The sequence below is a fragment of the Aquamicrobium soli genome, assembly GCF_042646345.1.
In the GTDB taxonomy this organism is placed as follows: Bacteria; Pseudomonadota; Alphaproteobacteria; order Rhizobiales; family Rhizobiaceae; genus Mesorhizobium; species Mesorhizobium soli_A.
The window spans coordinates 41648-59148 of record NZ_JBHRTK010000010.1 but is presented as its reverse complement, the minus strand read 5'-3'; the positions used below and the strand labels follow the sequence as shown (position 1 = coordinate 59148).

Below are 17501 nucleotides of genomic sequence, written 5' to 3'. Positions count from 1 at the left end.
AACGGCAGCCGTGGCAATTTTGGCACGCTGCCGGGAATCCGCTGTGGATACGGCTTTTTCGGCTTTGCTTCGATCCGGCCGCTTCCTAGAAGAGCGCCGCTGACATGCATTCCCCGCCCCCTGTATCGGCTTGTTGCCCTGCGGCAACAGCCTGTGGGCATTTTGCGGCCGGCAGCGAAGAAGCGCTGAAACTTTGACGCGAATGGATCGTTTCAACGCATTGGTAACCGTGCTCGTGCAGGGATCGAGAAAGCTCAACCAGAGATGACCACCGTGAAAGCCGCGCTTCTTTCCTTTGCCATGCTGTCCGCCATCGTTCTCGGCGGCCTCGGCATCTATGCCGCCGATGCGGCCAACAACCACAACGCCGTCGACGGCTACGGCGTTACCGCTTCGCTGCGCTGAACCGACCCGTCTTCCCCTATTGTCAGGATGTTTTTCGACGCGCCGTCGATGACGAGCGCGGTGAGGCGGCCTGACTGCCACGCCTCCGTGTCGACATTGACGCGGTTGGCCTCCACCTCGGGCAGGGCGTGGGGCGTATGGCCGTGCACGACCACCTTGGGGTGAAGCCCGGCGTGGAAGTGGAAGATATCGCGAATCCAGATCAGGTCCTGCGGACTCTGCTCGGCGAGCGGCACGCCGGGCCGGATGCCGGCATGGCAGAAGAAGAAGTCGCCGAAACTGACGCTGAACGGCAGGCCTTGCAGGAAATCGACATGGCGTTGCGGCACCGCCTCGCGCAGCGCTGCATGGCTCGAGCGCAGGGCGGCGGCGTTGCCGGTCGCAAGGTTGACGCCGTAGGAGCGGGTCGTCTCGACGCCGCCGTAGCGCACGAACAGGCTGTCCGCCTCGGGATGGTCGAGAAAGCCGAGGAAGCCGATGTCGTGGTTTCCCGCAAGCATGATGTTGCGTGGGTCGCGCTCGCCCGCTGAAACCAGCAGGTCGAGGACGCCCTTCGAGGCCGGTCCGCGGTCGACATAGTCGCCGAGATGGACGATGCGCCAGTCGGCGGGCCGGTCATGGGCGATCTCGGCGGTGATCCTTGCGTGCATGGCGGCGAGCAGATCGAGCCGCCCGTGCACGTCGCCGATGGCATAGAGCCGCATGCCATCGGGCGCGCGGGCATCGCGCAAGTGGATGCCGGTTGTTCCCATGCTAGCGATGGAGCATGTCCTTGCCGACCTCGCCGATGTCGCGCCTGCCGCACAGCGCCAGCGTGGTGTCGAGTTCCTTGCGGATGATCTCCAGCGCCTTGGTGACGCCCGCCTTGCCGTTCGCGCCGAGCCCGTAGAGGAACGGCCGGCCGATATAGACGCCCTTGGCGCCGAGGCACAGCGCCCTCAGCACGTCCTGCCCGGAGCGGATGCCGCCGTCCATATGCACCTCGATCTTGTCGCCGACCGCATCGGCGATCTCTTCAAGCACGGAGATGGAGGAGGGCGCGCCGTCGAGCTGGCGGCCGCCATGGTTGGAGACGATGATGGCGTCGGCGCCGGTCTTGGTCGCCATCACCGCGTCGTCCTTGTCGAGGATGCCTTTGAGGATCAGCTTGCCGCCCCAGCGCTCCTTGATCCATTCCACGTCATTCCATGACAGCTTCGGGTCGAACTGCTCGTTGGTCCACGAGGCGAGCGACGACAGGTCGCCGACGCCCTTGGCGTGGCCGACGATGTTGCCGAAGGTCCGGTGCTTCGTGCCGGCCATCTTCATGCACCAGCCGGGGCGGCTGGCCAGCTGCCAGATGCTGCTCGGGGTGAATTTCGGGGGGGCGGAAAGGCCGTTGCGCAAGTCCTTGTGGCGTTGCGCCAGGATCTGCAGGTCGAGCGTCAGCACCAGCGCCGAGCATTTCGCCGCCTTGGCGCGGTCGATCAGGTTGTAGACGAAGTCGCGGTCGCGCATGACGTAGAGCTGGAACCAAAACGGCTTCGTCGTCGCTTCCGCCACCGCTTCCAGCGAGCAGATGCTCATGGTGGAAAGGGTGAACGGCACGCCGAATTCCTGTGCGGCCTGCGCGGCGAGAATCTCGCCGTCCGCATGCTGCATGCCGGTCGAGCCGGTCGGCGCCAGCGCCACCGGCATCGACACCTTTTCGCCGATCATGGTGGAGGCGAGCGAGCGTCCCGTCATGTCGACCAGCACGCGCTGGCGCAGCTTGATCTTGCCGAAATCCGCCTCGTTGGCGGCATAGGTGCTTTCTGTCAGCGCTCCCGAATCGGCATAGTCGAAGAACATCTTCGGCACGCGCCGGCGCGCCTTTTCCTTCAGGTCGGCAATGGTGAGGTCGAGGCTCATGATGGGTTCCGATATTGTTGGTCAGGAATTGGGTTCATTGGTCGTCGAGCGTTGCCGCAGCCTGAGCCGCGACACCCGCTGCCATTCGCCGCTGCGTTCGGCGTCATGCATCGAGCGCTCGACATAGTCGATGTGGTCCATCGCCGCCTGTCGCGCCGCGAGCGGATCGCCGGCCTTCACCGCTGCATGGATGGCGCGATGCTGGGAAAGCAGCGCCTCGCGCGCGCCCGGCATCGTGAACACCAGCAGGCGGTTGTGGAAAACGCCCTCCGACAAAAGCCGGTAGCAGGAGCGCAGCGTGTGCAGCAGGATGATGTTGTGGGCGCATTCGCCGACCGCCTGGTGGAACTCGACGTCGATCTCCGCCTCGTCGTCGAAGTCGCCGTTGCGGTGCGTTTCCTCCATGCGCACCATGATGGCGTCGAGCAGCGCGATATCGTCGGCGGTGGCGCGGCGCGCGGCATATTCGGCGGTGATCCCCTCGATCTCGCGCCGGTATTCCAGATAGTCGTTGCTCGCCTTGCGGTGCGTGGAAAACAGGTCCGCCACCGGCTTGGAAAACACCTGGCCGATGATGTCCGCGACATAGGTGCCGCCGCCGTGGCGGGTGACGAGCAGGCCGCGCGCCTCGAGCAGTTTCAGCGCATCGCGCAGGATCGGCCGCGATACGTCGAACTGCCGCGACAGTTCGCGCTCGCCGGGCAACCGGTCGCCGGTCGACAGCACGCCCTCGAGGATGAGCGTCTCGATCTGCTCCACCACTTCGTCGGCGGTGCGCGAATGTTCGATCCGGGAGAAGATGTCGCTCAACGAAATGCCTGCGCTTTGACCGGCGCCAAGAATAAAGGTTGCGGCCATAACTGGTCAAATTATTTATCCAATTTACCCGTTCCTATGGCTGCCCTTGTCTTTCGAGCCCTTGCCGGCAGCCTTGAAGTTCCGTTTGCGTCGTTTCGCAATTGGCCCTACTCGCAAAATGTTGCAGGCGCAGGGGAACTGCCGTGACGACCGAGCCAGACAGACCGGAATTCCAGCCGCTTTCCACGGGCAGCGTCATGGGATTCCCCTCGCACGAAGGGCGTTCCGGGGCGCTTGGCGAGGTCCATGCCCGGCCGCATCCGCTGGTCGGCTCGCCGCGCGTGCTGGTGCAACTGTCGTTCATGACCGAAGGCGGCGCGACCGTCGACCATGCCGTGCTGTGCGAACTGGCGCGCCGGCTGGGCGTCGCCGCCCCCGAGCGGCAGGCCCGCCACTATGCGATGAAATGGGGCAACGGCTCGCTGCGCTGGGAGCGCCACACGGAGTTTTCCACCTATCTGTTCGAGGGGCCGCTCGCCGCCAGCGGCCGCCCGCAGGAAGAGCAGCCTTTCGGCAACGGTTTTTCGCCGCCCGGCACGGTGATATCGGGCATCCGGCTGGAAATCCGCAAATGGACCGCGAACTCCGAACGCAAGCTTCTGGCCGGCTTCGACCCGACCAGCCTGTGCTACTCGCTGGTCGAGAACGGCAAGGCCGCCATCGTCACCGACTTCCGCCAGGACGGCGACGGCCTCACCCACATCCTGGTGCTCGACAAGGGACTGACGCCGGCGCGAACCGGCGCGCTGTCGCAGCGCCTCATCGACATCGAGACCTACCGTACGCTGGCGATGCTCGGCCTGCCGCTGGCGCTTTCGCTGTCCGGCCGGGTGCGCCGCATCGAGGACCGGCTTGCCGTTATCACCCGCGAGATGAAGGTTGCGGAAACGCGCGACAGCCAGACATTGCTGGCCGACCTCACGGAACTCGCCGCCGAACTGGAGGCCGACGCTGCTTCGAGCCTCTACCGCTTCGGCGCCAGCCGCGCCTATGACGGCATCGTGCGCGAGCGGCTCGACGCGCTCGACGAGACCCCGGTACCCGGCTACGACACCTGGGCCGGCTTCCTGCAACGGCGCGTGGCGCCGGCCATGCGCACCTGCCGCTCGGTCGAGGAACGCCAGGCCAACCTTTCGCGCAAGCTGACGCGCGCCACCACGCTCTTGCGCACCTGGGTCGATGTCGAGGTGGAGCGGCAGAACCGCGACGTGCTCGCCTCCATGAACAACCGCGCCCGCCTGCAACTGCGCCTGCAACAGACGGTGGAGGGCCTGTCGGTGGCCGCCGTCTCCTACTATGTCGTCGGCCTGATCGGCTATCTGGCCAAGGGCTTCCTGGCCTTCGACCATGTCGTCCCGCCGGAGGTCGTGACCGCCGCCTCGGTGCCGGTGGCCGTGCTTCTGGTCTGGTGGGGCGTGCGCCGTGTCCGGCGCAGCCACTCCGAGCCGGGCAAGCCGGCGGGCGAGTAGCTGCCGACACACGGGGGTACTGAAGCCCGCTTCCCTTTGGATTGGAACGCAGACGCAGCGTCAGATTGACGCTGCGAAAGCATCGGGGTCCTGTCGCGTCGCCGTTTGACCAATGCTGCAATTGCAAGCCGGCCGATCAACTGGTAAAAGCTTTTTACCAGTTGAGGGAGGAAGCGCGATGTCCGGTCTGGTCATGCCGAAACCCGACGAGGCCACGCTGGCGCGCCGGGCGGAGATCGTCGCCGACCTGCGCCGGATCGTGCCTGGCGAGGGCGTCGTCGATACGGTCAACGAGATGCGTGCCTTCGAGAGCGACGGGCTGACCGCCTATCGCCAGCTTCCGCTGGTCGTCGTGCTGCCGCAAACCGTGGCGCAGGTCTCGAAAGTCCTGAAATACTGCGACCAGCGCAAGATCCGCGTCGTGCCGCGCGGTTCCGGCACTTCGCTGTCGGGCGGCGCGCTGCCGCTGGAAGATGCGGTGCTCCTGGTGATGAGCCGCTTCAACCGCATCCTCGAGATCGACTATCCCAACCGTGCCGTCGTCGCCCAGCCGGGCGTCACCAATCTCGGCATCACCACCGCCGTCGAGCAGGAGGGCTTCTACTATGCCCCCGATCCATCCTCCCAGATCGCCTGCTCGATCGGCGGCAACGTCGCGGAAAATTCCGGCGGCGTGCACTGCCTGAAATACGGCCTCACCGCCAATAACGTGCTCGGCATCGAGATGGTGCTGATGAACGGCGAGGTGGTGCGCCTTGGCGGCAAGCATCTGGACGCCGAGGGCTATGACCTGCTCGGCATCATGACCGGCTCGGAAGGCCTGCTCGGCGTCGTCACCGAGGTCACGGTGCGCATCCTGAAGAAGCCGGAAACGGCGCGCGCGCTTTTGATCGGCTTTCCGACCAGCGAGCAGGGCGGCCAGTGCGTCGCCGACATCATCGGCGCCGGCATCATCCCGGGCGGCATGGAGATGATGGACCGGCCGGCGATCCATGCGGCCGAGGATTTCGTCCATGCAGATTACCCGCTCGATTGCGAGGCGCTGCTGATCGTCGAACTAGACGGGCCGGCGGTCGAAGTCGACCACCTGATTTCGGCGGTGGAAAAGATCGCCATTGGCAATGGCTCCACCACCTGCCGCATCTCGCAGAGCGAGGAGGAGCGGCTGACCTTCTGGGCCGGCCGCAAGGCGGCGTTCCCGGCCGTCGGGCGCATTTCGCCGGACTATTACTGCATGGACGGCACCATTCCGCGCCAACAACTGCCGAAGGTGCTGGCCGGCATGCGGAAGCTGTCGGAACAGTATGGGCTCGGCGTCGCCAATGTCTTCCATGCCGGCGACGGCAATCTGCATCCGCTCATCCTCTACGACGCCAACGTGCCGGGCGAGTTGCACACGGCGGAAAGCTTTGGCGCCGACATCCTGCGGCTTTGCGTCAAGGTCGGCGGCGTGCTGACCGGCGAGCATGGGGTGGGGGTCGAGAAACGCGACCTGATGCCGGAAATGTTCAACGAAACGGACCTCGACCACCAGATGCGCGTCAAATGCGCCTTCGACCCGGAGCATCTGCTCAATCCCGGCAAGGTTTTTCCGCAACTGCGCCGCTGCGCCGAACTCGGCCGCATGCATATTTCCGGCGGCAAGCTGCCGTTCCCGGACATTCCGAGGTTTTGAAATGACGGCCTCTCAAGAGTGGTGTTCCTCGCCCTCGCGAAGCGGGGGAGAGGTGGCTCGGGCGAAGCCCGAGACGGAGATGGGAACTCCCGATCTGCCGAGCCGCCGTTCGCCGGATAGGATCGCCCGCGCCCGCCAGCTTCGTCATGGCGACAACATGGCGGAAGCGATCCTCTGGATCGAGTTGAAGGCTTCGAAGCTCGGCGGCCATAAATTCGTTCGCCAAGTGCCAATCGGTCCGTATTTCGCGGATTTCGCCTGCCGAAGCGCGAAGCTGATCATTGAACTGGATGGCAGCCAGCATGCTGACAGCGAGTACGATCGCCGGCGCGATGAATTCATGCAGGCGCAAGGCTATTCGATACTGGGCTTCTGGAGCCATGATGCGCTGAAGCACCTGCCAAGCGTCTGCGAGACGATCCTGGCGGCGCTTGAAGGAAAGTTGGCGGAGGATACTGTTTCCGCCGACCTGCGTTTTGTTATGGCCAAGGGCGGAGTATCGGCATGACGAATACCCTCTCTCCGTCTCGCTTCGCGAGCCACCTCTCCCCCGCTTTGCGGGGGAGAGGAACCAGGGTGCGCCTATGACTACATTTACCACATCTACCGTCGAAGAAGTGCTTTCCGCCGTCAAGTGGGCGGTGGCGGAAGAAGCGCCGCTGGAAACCGTGGGCCATGGCTCCAAGCGCGGCATCGGCCGGCCGGCCCAGGCCGAACATACGCTGGACTTGTCGAAACTCACCGGCGTCACGCTCTACGAGCCGGCCGAACTCATCCTTTCGGCACGGGCCGGCACGCCGCTCGCCGAAATCGAAAAGCTGCTCGCCGACAATCATCAGCAACTCGCCTTCGAGCCGATGGACTATGCGCCGCTGCTCGGAGGGCAGGCCGGCCGCGGCACCATCGGCGGCGTGCTGGCGGCGAACCTTTCCGGGCCGCGCCGGCTGAAGGCGGGGGCGGCGCGCGACCATATCCTCGGCATCCACGCGGTGTCGGGTCGCGGCGAGGCGTTCAAGTCGGGCGGCCGCGTGGTCAAGAACGTCACCGGCTACGATCTTTCCAAGGCGATGGCGAACAGCTGGGGCACGCTGGCGGTGGTGACCGACGTGACCTTCAAGGTGCTGCCGGTGGCCGAAACCGAGGCAACGCTGGCGGTGCGCGGCCTGCTTGACGACCATGCGGTGGCCGCCATGGCCCTGGCGCTCGGTTCCAGCGCCGAGGTGTCGAGCGCGGCGCACCTGCCTTATCCGGCGGTCAGCCGCATCGCCGGTGGCGAACTCGGCAACGAAGCCGCGACGCTGCTGCGCGTCGAGGGTTTTGGGCCCTCAGTCGCCTATCGCATGGAGGCGCTGAAGGGCCTGCTGAAGAATGCCGGCCGCCTGGATGAACTGGCGGCCGACCTGTCGCGGAAGATCTGGCGCGAGGTGCGCGATTGCCTGCCCTTCGCCGGCAGCGACAAGCCGCTGTGGCGTGTGTCGATGGCGCCCTCCGCCGGCCATGAAATGGTGATGGCGCTCAGGATGCAGACGGCGGTTTCCGCGTTCTACGACTGGCAGGGCGGCCTGATCTGGCTGCAGATGGAACATGGCGACCCGGAAGCCGAACTGGTCCGCGCGCTGGTGAAAAGGCACGGCGGCGGCCATGCGACGCTGGTGCGCGCCGCGCCCGCCATTCGCGCCGCCCTTGCCGTGTTCCAGCCGCAAGAACCGGCGCTCGCCGCCCTGTCGGCGCGGCTGAAAGAACAGTTCGACCCCAAGAACATCCTGAACCCCGGCCGGATGGCCTAGGCACGCATCATGCAGACCAATTTTTCCCTTGCCCAGCTTGCCGATCCGCATGTGGCGGAATCGGAGAAAATCCTGCGCAAATGCGTGCATTGCGGCTTTTGCACCGCCACCTGCCCGACCTATGTGACGCTCGGCAACGAACTGGATTCGCCGCGCGGCCGGATCTACCTGATCAAGGACATGCTGGAGGGCGGACGCCCGGCCGACAAGGAGATCGTCACCCATATCGACCGCTGCCTGTCCTGCCTCGCCTGCATGACCACCTGCCCGTCGGGCGTGAACTACATGCATCTGGTCGACCACGCGCGCGCCCATATCGAGAAGACCTACAGGCGGCCGCTGGCGAACCGGATGATCCGCGCGCTGCTGGCTGCCGTGCTGCCCTATCCGCAGCGTTTTCGCGCCGCCCTGAAGCTGGCGAAGCTGGGACGGCCGTTCGCCGGCCTGTTGGAGAAAGTGCCGGTACTGAAGCCGCTTTCAGCCATGCTGAGGCTGGCGCCTGCCGCCGTGCCGGCCGTGTCGCCGATGGCTTTGCCCGGCGCTCATCCCGGGCAGGGGGCGGCGAAAAAAGGCCGTGTCGCCATCCTCACCGGCTGCGCGCAGCCGGTGCTCGACCCCGGCATCAACGAGGCGACGATCTCGCTGCTCAACCGGCTCGGCGTCGAGGTGGTGGTGCCTCAGGGCGAGGGCTGTTGCGGCGCGCTGGTGCACCATATGGGGCGCGAGGAGCAGGCGCTCGCTTCGGCCCGCCAGAACGTCGATGCGTGGACGCGCGAGATCGAGAATGGCGGGCTCGACGCCATCATCATCACCGCGTCGGGTTGCGGCACGACGATCAAGGACTACGGATTCATGCTGCGGCTGGACCCCGCCTATGCGGAAAAGGCGGCGAATGTGTCGGCGCTGGCCAAGGACATTACCGAGTATCTCGCCACGCTCGATTTGCCGGAACCGGCGCGGAAACCGGGCACCGTGGTCGCCTATCATTCGGCCTGTTCCATGCAGCACGGCCAGAAGATCGTGCGCCAGCCGAAGGAACTGCTGGCCAAGGCCGGCTTCGTGGTGAAGGAGCCGCGCGAGGGGCATCTGTGCTGCGGCTCGGCCGGCACCTACAACATCATGCAGCCGGAGATTTCGGCCCGGCTGCGCGACCGCAAGGTGAAGAACATCGCCGCGACCGGGGCGGCGGTGGTCGCTACCGGAAATATCGGTTGCATCACCCAGATCGCCTCGGCCGCGAACATGCCTGTGGTGCACACGATAAAGCTGCTCGACTGGGCCTATGGCGGGCCGAAACCGGAAGGGCTGGCGTAACGGCGGAAATAGCGCGCGTCCGAACCGGCGGCGAACCCGCAGGCGTTCGCGTCCCTCAGGCTGTTGGTTTTAAGTTGGTCAAGCCGAACCTGCGTTCCTCGCCCCTTTGGGGAGACGGAGAGGGGCTTCTTATTTTCTCAGCCCTACTCCGCCGTGCCGTAGGTCGCCTGGTAGAGCGCACGCTGGCGGGCCAGCGCCACCATGGTGTTGCGCAGCAGGATGGAAACCGTGATCGGCCCGACGCCGCCCGGCACCGGCGTGATCCACGACGCTACTTCCTTGACGCTGTCGGTGTCGACGTCGCCGACGATGCGCTCCTTGCCGTCCGGCCCGGTCTCGGTATTGATGCCGATGTCGATGACGGCCGCCCCGGGCTTGACCATGTCGGCCTTGATGAGCCGCGGCTTGCCGACGGCCACGAACAGCGCGTCGGCGCGCCGCGCATGCGCCGCCACCGAGCGCGTCATGTGGTGGCAAACGGTCACGGTCGCCCCCTCGCTCATCAGCAGGAAGGCGATCGGCTTGCCGACGATTTCCGAATGGCCGACCACCACCACTTCCAGCCCCTTCAGGTCGAGGCCGGTTTCCTTGAGTAGTTCCACGGAGGCTGCGGCAGTGCAGGGGGCAAGGTCGAGTTCGTTGTAGACGATGTTGCCGATGGAGGCCGGGTGCATGCCCTCCACGTCCTTCAGCGGATGCACGGCAGCCTGGATCGCCTTGATCGGGATATGGCGCGGCACCGGGCGCTGGATGATGATGCCGGTGACGCGCGGATCGGCGTTCATACCATGGATCGCCGCCTCCAGCTCGGCCGCGGTAAGGTCGGCCGGAAAGTTGCGTTCCTCGAAGCCGATGCCGGCCTGCTCGGCCTTGGCGCGCTGGTTGCGCACATAGACGCCGACCGCCTCGACGTCGCCGACCGTGATCGACACCAGCTTGGGCGGAAAACCTTCCGCCGTCGCCTTGGCCGCGTCGCGCGCGACCTCGGCCATGATGCGCTTGGCGACCGGGCCGCCCTTGAGGTAGCGGGTATCGTCGGGAAGAGACATGGCGAACCTTATGCCGGTGTTGATCCGGCCGCCGACATAGCAGGCCGGCGGCGATAGCGGCAGTGCGAAAGCGACACGTCCGGTTTCGATGCGACCGCGCGGCATGTGTGGACGCGCCGTTACCGCCCAAAAGCGAAAGGCCAGCGCGGCGAACCGGCGCTGGCCTTCCTGGCGAGCCCTGTCCCCACAAGGCCCGTCCCCCGTTGTTAGGAAAGCTACATCACCACCACGGTGGCGCCGACCGGGACGCGCTCGTAGAGGTCGACCACGTCCTCGTTGCGCATGCGGATGCAGCCGGACGACACCGCGCCGCCGATGGTCCAGGGCTGGTTGGTGCCGTGGATGCGGTAGAGCGTCGAGCCGAGATAGAGCGCGCGTGCGCCGAGCGGATTTTCGATGCCGCCGGGCAGGAACGTCGGCAGGTAGCGGCCCTTGGCCTTCTCGCGGGCGATCATTTCGGCCGGCGGGCGCCAGTCCGGCCATTCGCGCTTGGCCGAAACCTTGTGGGTGCCGGCCCATTCGAAGCCGGGCTTGCCGGTGCCGACGCCGTAGCGCCGCGCCTTGCCGTTCTTCTCGACCAGGTAGAGGAAGTTCTCGCGCGTATCGATGATGATGGTGCCGGGCTTGCGCGAACCGTCATAGGCGACTTCCTGCGGCAGGTAGATCGGGTTGATCTGCCGCCTGGCGGCCTTCTTCGCCGGCGCGGGGACGGCGGCGGTGCGCATGCCGTCCGGGGCGGGCTGCGCCGGCCTTTGCAGGCCGCGCACCTGCTGGCGCTGGAAGGTTGGCGCCTGCCGGCTTGGGCGCACCACCACCCCCGGCTGGCGGCCGAGCTGGATCACCCACGGCGCGGAAAGATCGGGGCTGACCGTCACCGGCGGGCGCTCGACATAACGGTCGTTGGCGCTGGCAGTGGTGAGGCCTGTTGCCACCATCGCGGCCGCGCCGAGCAGGGGCAGTAGAAACAGCTTCATCGGGACGTACTCTTTTCGGTTCGGAATATCTGGCGAACTGATCGTCACTGAAACCGGGTGGTTATGGCCCGGCTTGCGCGATCATGGACAGCGGCCCGCAACCGGAAGGTGAATCGAAATGCTTAAAATGCGCGATTGTCAGGAAACTTTCCGGTGTGGTTACCGGCCGGTGCAGGAATCTGGTAAAGCGCCGGTAAAAGAGGCGGCAAAGCGCGTTAACGGGCGGGAGTTCGGTCATGGACGATAAGGAAACGGGCCTAATTGCCGGCCCGGACGGGCAGAAGCGCTGCTTCTGGCACGGCAACCTGCCGGACTATCTGCACTATCACGACCATGAATGGGGCCGGCCCGTCGCCGACGACACGCGGCTGTTCGAGAAGATCTGCCTGGAAGGGTTCCAGTCCGGCCTGTCCTGGCTGACCATCCTGAGGAAGCGCGACAATTTCCGCGAGGCCTTCGACGGCTTCGATTTCGAGCGGGTGGCGAATTTCTCCGAGGCCGATGTCGAGCGCCTCGTCGGCAATGCCGGCATCATCCGCCATCGCGGCAAGATCGTTTCCACCATCAACAACGCCCAGCGCGCCCGCGAACTGGCCGACGAGGCCGGATCGCTCGCGGCCTTCTTCTGGGGCTTCGAGCCCGGCCCCGCCGAGCGCCCGGAAACGGTCGATCTCGCGCATCTGAGGGCCAACCCGACCACCGCCGTGTCGGTACGGCTGTCGAAGGAATTGAAAAAGCGCGGCTGGAGTTTCGTCGGCCCCACGACGGTCTACGCCTTCATGCAGGCGATGGGGCTGGTCAATGACCATCTGGAGGGCTGCGTATGCCGGCACAAGGTCGAGGCCGAGCGCAAGGCCTTCAGGCGCCCGGCCTGAACGCAACCTGCCCTTGCCGCTTCGGGCGGCATCGGTTAGGACAGCCGCGTCGCGTAAGGCGGTAGTTTTGCCGCTGCGGCATGTCCTGAATTGCCGAGTACAGATCCATGGCCGATAAATCGGAAAAGATGAAGGCTCGCCTGCCGCGTGGATTGGTGGACCGCAGCCCGCAGGACATCCGCGCCGTCGACGAGATGATCGCGAAAATCCGGGCGGTCTACGAGCTTTACGGCTTCGAGCCCGCCGACCAGCCGCTGATCGAATACACGGACGCGCTGGGCAAGTTCCTGCCCGACCAGGACCGGCCGAACGAGGGCGTGTTTTCCTTCCAGGACGACGACGAGCAGTGGCTTTCGCTGCGCTACGACCTGACCGCGCCGATGGCGCGTTTCGTCGCCGAGAACTACGACCGCCTGCCAAAACCGTTCCGCAGCTACCGCGCGGGCTGGGTGTTCCGCAACGAGAAGCCGGGGCCGGGCCGCTTCCGCCAGTTCATGCAGTTCGACGCCGATACGGTCGGCACGCCCGGCGTGGCGGCGGACGCCGAAATGGCGATGATGATGGCCGACGTTATGGAGGCGCTGGGTATCGCGCGCGGCGACTACGTCATCCGCGTCAACAACCGCAAGATTCTGGACGGCGTGCTGGAAGGTATTGGAGTCACACAGGATTGGCAGAAGCTTGCGGTCCTGAGAGCCATCGACAAAGCCGATAAATTTCCCCTTTCTGAGGTGAAAAAGCTGTTGGGCGATGGTCGTTGGAGCGAAGAAAACGAGGAAGGCGATTTCACAAGAGGGGCCGGCCTAAACGCTGATCAAATCGAGGTCGTGATCAGCATGACAAACTCACTGTCGGCAGTTGGCGCCGAATTGACAGAGACGGAATACTTGCGTCGCGCCGTGCTTCGGCGAGGCGGCATCGCTGGTCAGTTTGCTTGGTCGATAACGCAGTTTCCTGGGCACAGCGTGCTTGAGAATCCCAAGTTCATTCAAGGTGAGGATGAACTTGCTCAAATCCAAGAACTCTGCGCTCGGGCAGGCTACGGCCCCGACCGTGTGAAGATCGATCCCTCCGTGGTGCGCGGCCTCGAATACTATACCGGCCCGGTCTACGAGGCTGAACTCCTCGCCGAAATTCCCAACGAGGACGGCAAGATCGTGCGCTTCGGCTCGGTCGGCGGCGGTGGGCGCTATGACGGTTTGGTGTCGCGCTTCCGGGGCGAGCCGGTGCCGGCCACCGGCTTTTCCATCGGCGTCTCGCGCCTGATGACGGCGCTGAAGAACCTGGGCAAGCTCGATACCTCCGACGTCATCCAGCCGGTCGTCGTGCTGGTGATGGACAAGGACACGCAGAGCCTTGGCCGCTACCAGAAGATAGTGTCGGACCTGCGCAGGGCCGGCATCCGCGCCGAAATATATCTCGGGGGCGCTGGCATGAAAGCGCAGTTGAAATATGCCGACCGCCGCGGCTCGCCCGTCGCCGTCATTCAGGGCGGTAACGAGCGCGAGGCCGGGCAGGTTCAGTTGAAGGACCTGATCGAGGGCGCCAGGCAGGCGGCGGCGATCGCCGATCATGCCGAATACAAGGAAGCCCGGCCGGGTCAGGTCACGGTCGCCGAGGCCGACCTGGTGGCCGAAGTGCGGAAAATTCTCGACGCGCAGGCGCAGGAAAGGGCCAGGGGCGGCCAATGACCGCCCGCCCCGCCTTTGCCGACGCCATTGCCGGCCTGCTGGCCGAGCGAGCCAACATGGTCGACGTGGCGATCATCCAGCCGGCCGATCCGTTCCTCGACATGGCCGGCGAGGATCTGCGCCGGCGTATTTTCCTGACCGAAAGCGAGACGGGAGAGAGCCTGTGCCTGCGGCCGGAATTCACCATTCCCGTCTGCCTCGACCATATCGCGCGCCAGGCCGGGACGCCGCGCCGCTATGCCTATCTGGGCGAGGTGTTCCGCCAGCGCCGCGAGGGCGAGAACGAGTTCTACCAGGCGGGCATAGAGGATTTGGGCGAGACGGATATCGCCGCCGCCGATGCGCGGCTGGTGACCGATGCCCACGCGCTGCTTTCTCTTGCCCTGCCGGATACCCCGCTCTCCGTCACGCTCGGCGACCAGTCGGTGTTCGAGGCGGTGCTGGCCGCACTCGGCCTGCCGCGCGGCTGGCGCATGCGCCTGGCGCGCGCCTTCGGCTCCGATGTGATGCTGGAGGCGGCCCTTGCCGACCTCGCCAACCCGCCGCGCAACACCGCGCTGCCGGCGCCGGTCGCGCTGCTCGCGCTTGACGGCGACGCCGAGGGGCTGGCCGCCCACATCGCCGAAGGCATGGAACAGGCCGGCCTGCAGGCTTCGGCAGGCCGTTCGCCCGCCGACATCGCCCGCCGCCTGATCGAAAAGGCGCAGCTGCGCTCGGTGCGGCTGTCCGACGAAGCCTTCGCCGCGCTGAAAGCCTTCCTGGCCATCGATACGCCGATTGTCGAGGCCGCCGCCGCATTGGAAACCTTCGCCAAGGGGGCTGGCCTGCTGCTCGGCCCGGCGCTGGAGAATTTCAGCCGCCGCGCCGAAGCGCTTGCCGGCCACGGGCTGCCGGTGGAAACCATCCGCTACGACGCCGCCTTCGGCCGCCCGCTCGATTATTACACCGGCATGGTGTTCGAAATCGCCGGCGCGCGGCAGGTGCTGGTCGGCGGCGGCCGCTACGACCGGCTCCTGACCCTGCTCGGCGCGAAAAAGCCGATTCCCGGCGTCGGCTTTTCGGTGTGGCTGGACCGTATCGAGTCGGTAAGGGGAGCCAAGTGATGAACGCCGTGACCCCCACCCCTAGCCCCTCCCCACAAGGGGGAGGGGAATCCGGCGGGCATCTCTCCGAATCCCCCTTGCCCTTGTGGGGAGGGGTCAGGGGTGGGGGTATTCCGGCTCGATCGGATGAGGCCATTCGATGACCATCACCCTTGCCCTGCCGTCCAAGGGACGGCTGAAGGAGCAGGCGCTGGCGGTGCTGGCCAAGGCCGGGCTCGCCGTCAGCCTGCCGGATGACGAGCGCACCTACCGCGCGCGCATCGAGGGCTGTGCCGGGCTCGAAGTGGCGTTCCTGTCGGCCTCCGAGATTGCCGGCGAGGTCGGGCAGGGCGCGGTCGATCTCGGCGTCACCGGCGAGGACCTGCTGCGCGAGAACATCGCCGACTGGGAAAAGCGCATCGAGATCGCCGCGCGGCTTGGCTTCGGCCATGCCGATGTGGTGGTGGCGGTGCCGGAAATCTGGCTGGATGTCGACGGCATGGCCGATCTCGACGACGTCGCCGCCGATTTCCGCCAGCGCCACGGTCGCCGGCTGAGGATCGCGACCAAATATTGGCGGCTGACCCAGCAGTTCTTCTCGCAGAAGCACGGCATCCAGGTCTACCGCATCGTCGAAAGCCTCGGCGCCACCGAGGGCGCGCCGGCGGCCGGTTCCGCCGACATCATCGTCGACATCACCTCCAGCGGCTCGACCTTGCGCGCCAACCGCCTGAAAGTGCTGGGCGACGGCGTCATCCTGCGCTCGCAGGCCTGTCTTGCGGCCTCGCGCCGGGCGCGCAGCGAGGCCGACGAGGCCCTGCTGCGCAGCGTGGCTGAAAAGATCAGGCGCGCGGCGGAAGCCTAGTTCCGGTAGGCCGGCTCTTCCTCGTCGAGGATCGCCTTCAGTTCCGCCAGATGCCCTTCGGCGAAGCCGGGGAACACTTCCATTTCCTTCGCGGTCTTTTCGGCGATCTCGTCGGAAAGCACGCGCAACGGCCGGCCCGTCCACAGCGCCTTGATGTAGGTTTCGGCCGAGCGCTCGAAATAATACATGCGGTTGAAGGTGTCGGCGACGCTGTCGCCGATCACCAGCACGCCATGGTTGCCCATGATCATGACTTTTTGCTTGGGATCGGTGAGCAGCTTCGCGCAGCGCTCGCCTTCTTCTTCGAAAGCCAGCCCGCCATAGTGGCTGTCGACCACGGTGCGGTTGAAGAAGGTGGCGGTGTTCTGGTCGATCGGCGGCAGCGTCGAATCCGCCAGCGAGGCGAGAACCGTGGCGTGGATCGAATGCACATGCATGATGCAGCGCGCATGCGGCACGTTGCGATGGATGGAGCCGTGCAGGCCCCAGGCGGTCGGGTCCGGAGCGTTCGGGCCGGAAAGCGTGTCGGGGTCGTTGGCGTCGATGAGCAGAAGGTCGCTCGCCTTCAGGCGCGAGAAATGCCGTTGGTTGGGGTTCATCAGGAAGTGGGTGCCGTCCTCGTTGACGGCGAGCGAGAAGTGGTTGGCCACCGCCTCGTGCATGTTGAGCCGCGCCGTCCAGCGCAGGGCGCAGGCAAGATCGACGCGCTCCTCGTAGAAGGGCAGGTTGGTCCGGTTCTCGTTCTTCAGCGCTGTGACGCTCATGGCAATACTCCTCGATGCTGCGAAGAATGGCCTGCGGGCACTCCCGAGGCAATCGGATTTCGTTGGTACAGGCCGTCAGGTGATGTTGTCGAACAGCCGCAGGATCCACCAGCCCTGGTAGACCAGCGCGAACAGCACGAAGGCGACGTGGAAGCGGCGGTCGCGCACATAGATCGCGGCGACGCACAAGGCCACGAAGACCGGCGTGCGAATGAGGTATTCGTTGCCGAAATGGGCGAAATGCGCCTCGCCCTTCAGCAGCGTGTCGATGATGTCGAGGACGTAGGTCGAGGCCAGCAGGCCGAAGAACCAGCCGCGGCGTGAATAGAAATAGTCCTCGTAGCCCTGGTAGTCCTGCATGCTGTCGGGAAACAGCAGCGCGCATAGCAGGAACAGCACGATCGCGTAGCCGATGAGGAACAGGTAGATGCCGAACGTCCAGGTCTGGATGTGGTAGAGGCCGAATTCCCACCACCAGAAATGAACCAGCAGCAGCAGGACCGAGGCGACCCAGGCGAGATGCACCGGATAGAGCTTGAACTGGCGGGGATGCTGCACGATGCGCGCCACCCCGGACAGAAGGCGGGTGACGCCGAGGCCGATCACCATGCCCATGACGATGCGGATATGCGGGAAAACGTCGTGCGCCGAAACCGCCGTTTCCTGGACTGCCATCTTTCCCCCGTTATTGCGTTGCAGGGCAATGGCTCCCGCAGAGCCGGAACGCATCACCCGTGCGCGACGTCCGCTATGTAGCGTCTTTTGCCTCGTCGTGGAACCTTGCATGGGAACCTCCGTTTCGG

The 17501-nt window shown here is 65.6% G+C and carries 17 protein-coding genes; 10 read left to right on the top strand and 7 right to left on the bottom strand.

What is annotated here, in order from left to right; all coding sequences use genetic code 11:
• The first annotated feature begins 264 nt into the window (after positions 1-264).
• Positions 265-405, top strand: coding sequence for a hypothetical protein (locus ACFOHJ_RS08170; protein ID WP_378219997.1), 141 nt, complete (start codon positions 265-267; stop codon positions 403-405).
• Here ACFOHJ_RS08170 and ACFOHJ_RS08165 read toward each other — a convergent pair.
• Genes ACFOHJ_RS08165 through ACFOHJ_RS08155 form a run of 3 tightly spaced genes read right to left on the bottom strand, consistent with a single transcriptional unit; the run spans position 378 to position 3105 of the window.
• Positions 378-1157: a metallophosphoesterase gene (locus tag ACFOHJ_RS08165; RefSeq protein ID WP_378219996.1), complete on the bottom strand. Its 780-nt coding sequence runs from the start codon at positions 1155-1157 to the stop codon at positions 378-380. The two genes, ACFOHJ_RS08170 and ACFOHJ_RS08165, sit on opposite strands and share 28 nt — an antisense overlap.
• A gap of 1 nt (position 1158) precedes the next feature.
• Positions 1159-2295 (bottom strand): alpha-hydroxy acid oxidase, encoded by a 1137-nt coding sequence (locus ACFOHJ_RS08160; protein WP_378219995.1) that lies wholly within the window; start codon positions 2293-2295, stop codon positions 1159-1161.
• Between the two features lie 21 nt (positions 2296-2316).
• A complete protein-coding gene (locus ACFOHJ_RS08155) occupies positions 2317-3105 on the bottom strand; it encodes a FadR/GntR family transcriptional regulator (protein ID WP_378219994.1) in 789 nt (262 codons plus the stop codon).
• Between the two features lie 245 nt (positions 3106-3350).
• Here ACFOHJ_RS08155 and ACFOHJ_RS08150 point away from each other — a divergent pair, with 245 nt between their 5' ends.
• From ACFOHJ_RS08150 to glcF, 5 genes are all read left to right on the top strand, one after another.
• A complete protein-coding gene (locus ACFOHJ_RS08150; protein WP_378220224.1) occupies positions 3351-4622 on the top strand; it encodes a DUF3422 family protein in 1272 nt (423 codons plus the stop codon).
• A 178-nt stretch (positions 4623-4800) separates the two neighbouring features.
• Positions 4801-6297 (top strand): FAD-linked oxidase C-terminal domain-containing protein, encoded by a 1497-nt coding sequence (locus ACFOHJ_RS08145; RefSeq protein WP_378219993.1) that lies wholly within the window; start codon positions 4801-4803, stop codon positions 6295-6297.
• Positions 6298-6376: 79 nt separating this feature from the next.
• On the top strand, positions 6377-6805 hold the full coding sequence (locus ACFOHJ_RS08140) for an endonuclease domain-containing protein (RefSeq protein ID WP_378219992.1): 429 nt from the start codon (positions 6377-6379) through the stop codon (positions 6803-6805).
• Positions 6806-6881: 76 nt separating this feature from the next.
• Positions 6882-8084 carry an FAD-binding protein gene (locus ACFOHJ_RS08135; RefSeq protein ID WP_378219991.1) on the top strand — a complete coding sequence of 401 codons (1203 nt, stop codon included), beginning with the start codon at positions 6882-6884 and terminating at the stop codon, positions 8082-8084.
• Between the two features lie 9 nt (positions 8085-8093).
• Positions 8094-9398 carry a glycolate oxidase subunit GlcF gene (gene glcF, locus ACFOHJ_RS08130; protein WP_378219990.1) on the top strand — a complete coding sequence of 435 codons (1305 nt, stop codon included), beginning with the start codon at positions 8094-8096 and terminating at the stop codon, positions 9396-9398.
• Positions 9399-9541: 143 nt separating this feature from the next.
• Here glcF and ACFOHJ_RS08125 read toward each other — a convergent pair whose 3' ends face one another.
• Both ACFOHJ_RS08125 and ACFOHJ_RS08120 read right to left on the bottom strand, forming a co-directional pair.
• Complete coding sequence (locus ACFOHJ_RS08125; protein ID WP_378220223.1) at positions 9542-10447, bottom strand: bifunctional 5,10-methylenetetrahydrofolate dehydrogenase/5,10-methenyltetrahydrofolate cyclohydrolase; 906 nt, start codon at positions 10445-10447, stop codon at positions 9542-9544.
• A gap of 215 nt (positions 10448-10662) precedes the next feature.
• Positions 10663-11421 carry a L,D-transpeptidase gene (locus tag ACFOHJ_RS08120; protein WP_378219989.1) on the bottom strand — a complete coding sequence of 253 codons (759 nt, stop codon included), beginning with the start codon at positions 11419-11421 and terminating at the stop codon, positions 10663-10665.
• A gap of 236 nt (positions 11422-11657) precedes the next feature.
• On the opposite strand from ACFOHJ_RS08120, the gene ACFOHJ_RS08115 reads away from it, so the two are divergent.
• From ACFOHJ_RS08115 to hisG, 4 genes are all read left to right on the top strand, one after another.
• Positions 11658-12296: a DNA-3-methyladenine glycosylase I gene (locus ACFOHJ_RS08115; RefSeq protein ID WP_378219988.1), complete on the top strand. Its 639-nt coding sequence runs from the start codon at positions 11658-11660 to the stop codon at positions 12294-12296.
• A 107-nt stretch (positions 12297-12403) separates the two neighbouring features.
• Positions 12404-13987 carry a histidine--tRNA ligase gene (gene hisS / locus ACFOHJ_RS08110; RefSeq protein ID WP_378219987.1) on the top strand — a complete coding sequence of 528 codons (1584 nt, stop codon included), beginning with the start codon at positions 12404-12406 and terminating at the stop codon, positions 13985-13987.
• Positions 13984-15090 carry an ATP phosphoribosyltransferase regulatory subunit gene (locus tag ACFOHJ_RS08105; RefSeq protein ID WP_378219986.1) on the top strand — a complete coding sequence of 369 codons (1107 nt, stop codon included), beginning with the start codon at positions 13984-13986 and terminating at the stop codon, positions 15088-15090. The genes hisS and ACFOHJ_RS08105 overlap by 4 nt, the downstream gene beginning before the upstream one ends.
• Positions 15091-15229: 139 nt before the next feature.
• Positions 15230-15934, top strand: coding sequence for an ATP phosphoribosyltransferase (gene hisG / locus ACFOHJ_RS08100; protein ID WP_378219985.1), 705 nt, complete (start codon positions 15230-15232; stop codon positions 15932-15934).
• On the opposite strand, the gene ACFOHJ_RS08095 is transcribed toward hisG, so the two are convergent.
• Positions 15931-16698, bottom strand: coding sequence for a class II aldolase and adducin N-terminal domain-containing protein (locus ACFOHJ_RS08095; protein WP_378219984.1), 768 nt, complete (start codon positions 16696-16698; stop codon positions 15931-15933). The genes hisG and ACFOHJ_RS08095 overlap by 4 nt on opposite strands.
• Before the next feature lie 75 nt (positions 16699-16773).
• On the bottom strand, positions 16774-17373 hold the full coding sequence (locus ACFOHJ_RS08090; RefSeq protein ID WP_378219983.1) for a hypothetical protein: 600 nt from the start codon (positions 17371-17373) through the stop codon (positions 16774-16776).
• Positions 17374-17501 lie beyond the last annotated feature (128 nt).

Excerpts from the sequence above, each read along its gene's own strand:
- ACFOHJ_RS08170 (WP_378219997.1), top strand. The coding sequence starts at position 265 with ATGACCACCGTGAAAGCCGCGCTTCTTTCCTTTGCCATGCTGTCCGCC.
- ACFOHJ_RS08165 (WP_378219996.1), bottom strand. The coding sequence starts at position 1,157 with ATGGGAACAACCGGCATCCACTTGCGCGATGCCCGCGCGCCCGATGGC.
- ACFOHJ_RS08160 (WP_378219995.1), bottom strand. The coding sequence starts at position 2,295 with ATGAGCCTCGACCTCACCATTGCCGACCTGAAGGAAAAGGCGCGCCGG.
- ACFOHJ_RS08150 (WP_378220224.1), top strand. The coding sequence starts at position 3,351 with ATGGGATTCCCCTCGCACGAAGGGCGTTCCGGGGCGCTTGGCGAGGTC.
- ACFOHJ_RS08145 (WP_378219993.1), top strand. The coding sequence starts at position 4,801 with ATGTCCGGTCTGGTCATGCCGAAACCCGACGAGGCCACGCTGGCGCGC.
- ACFOHJ_RS08140 (WP_378219992.1), top strand. The coding sequence starts at position 6,377 with ATGGGAACTCCCGATCTGCCGAGCCGCCGTTCGCCGGATAGGATCGCC.
- ACFOHJ_RS08135 (WP_378219991.1), top strand. The coding sequence starts at position 6,882 with ATGACTACATTTACCACATCTACCGTCGAAGAAGTGCTTTCCGCCGTC.
- glcF (WP_378219990.1), top strand. The coding sequence starts at position 8,094 with ATGCAGACCAATTTTTCCCTTGCCCAGCTTGCCGATCCGCATGTGGCG.
- ACFOHJ_RS08125 (WP_378220223.1), bottom strand. The coding sequence starts at position 10,447 with ATGTCTCTTCCCGACGATACCCGCTACCTCAAGGGCGGCCCGGTCGCC.
- ACFOHJ_RS08120 (WP_378219989.1), bottom strand. The coding sequence starts at position 11,421 with ATGAAGCTGTTTCTACTGCCCCTGCTCGGCGCGGCCGCGATGGTGGCA.
- ACFOHJ_RS08115 (WP_378219988.1), top strand. The coding sequence starts at position 11,658 with ATGGACGATAAGGAAACGGGCCTAATTGCCGGCCCGGACGGGCAGAAG.
- hisS (WP_378219987.1), top strand. The coding sequence starts at position 12,404 with ATGGCCGATAAATCGGAAAAGATGAAGGCTCGCCTGCCGCGTGGATTG.
- ACFOHJ_RS08105 (WP_378219986.1), top strand. The coding sequence starts at position 13,984 with ATGACCGCCCGCCCCGCCTTTGCCGACGCCATTGCCGGCCTGCTGGCC.
- hisG (WP_378219985.1), top strand. The coding sequence starts at position 15,230 with ATGACCATCACCCTTGCCCTGCCGTCCAAGGGACGGCTGAAGGAGCAG.
- ACFOHJ_RS08095 (WP_378219984.1), bottom strand. The coding sequence starts at position 16,698 with ATGAGCGTCACAGCGCTGAAGAACGAGAACCGGACCAACCTGCCCTTC.
- ACFOHJ_RS08090 (WP_378219983.1), bottom strand. The coding sequence starts at position 17,373 with ATGGCAGTCCAGGAAACGGCGGTTTCGGCGCACGACGTTTTCCCGCAT.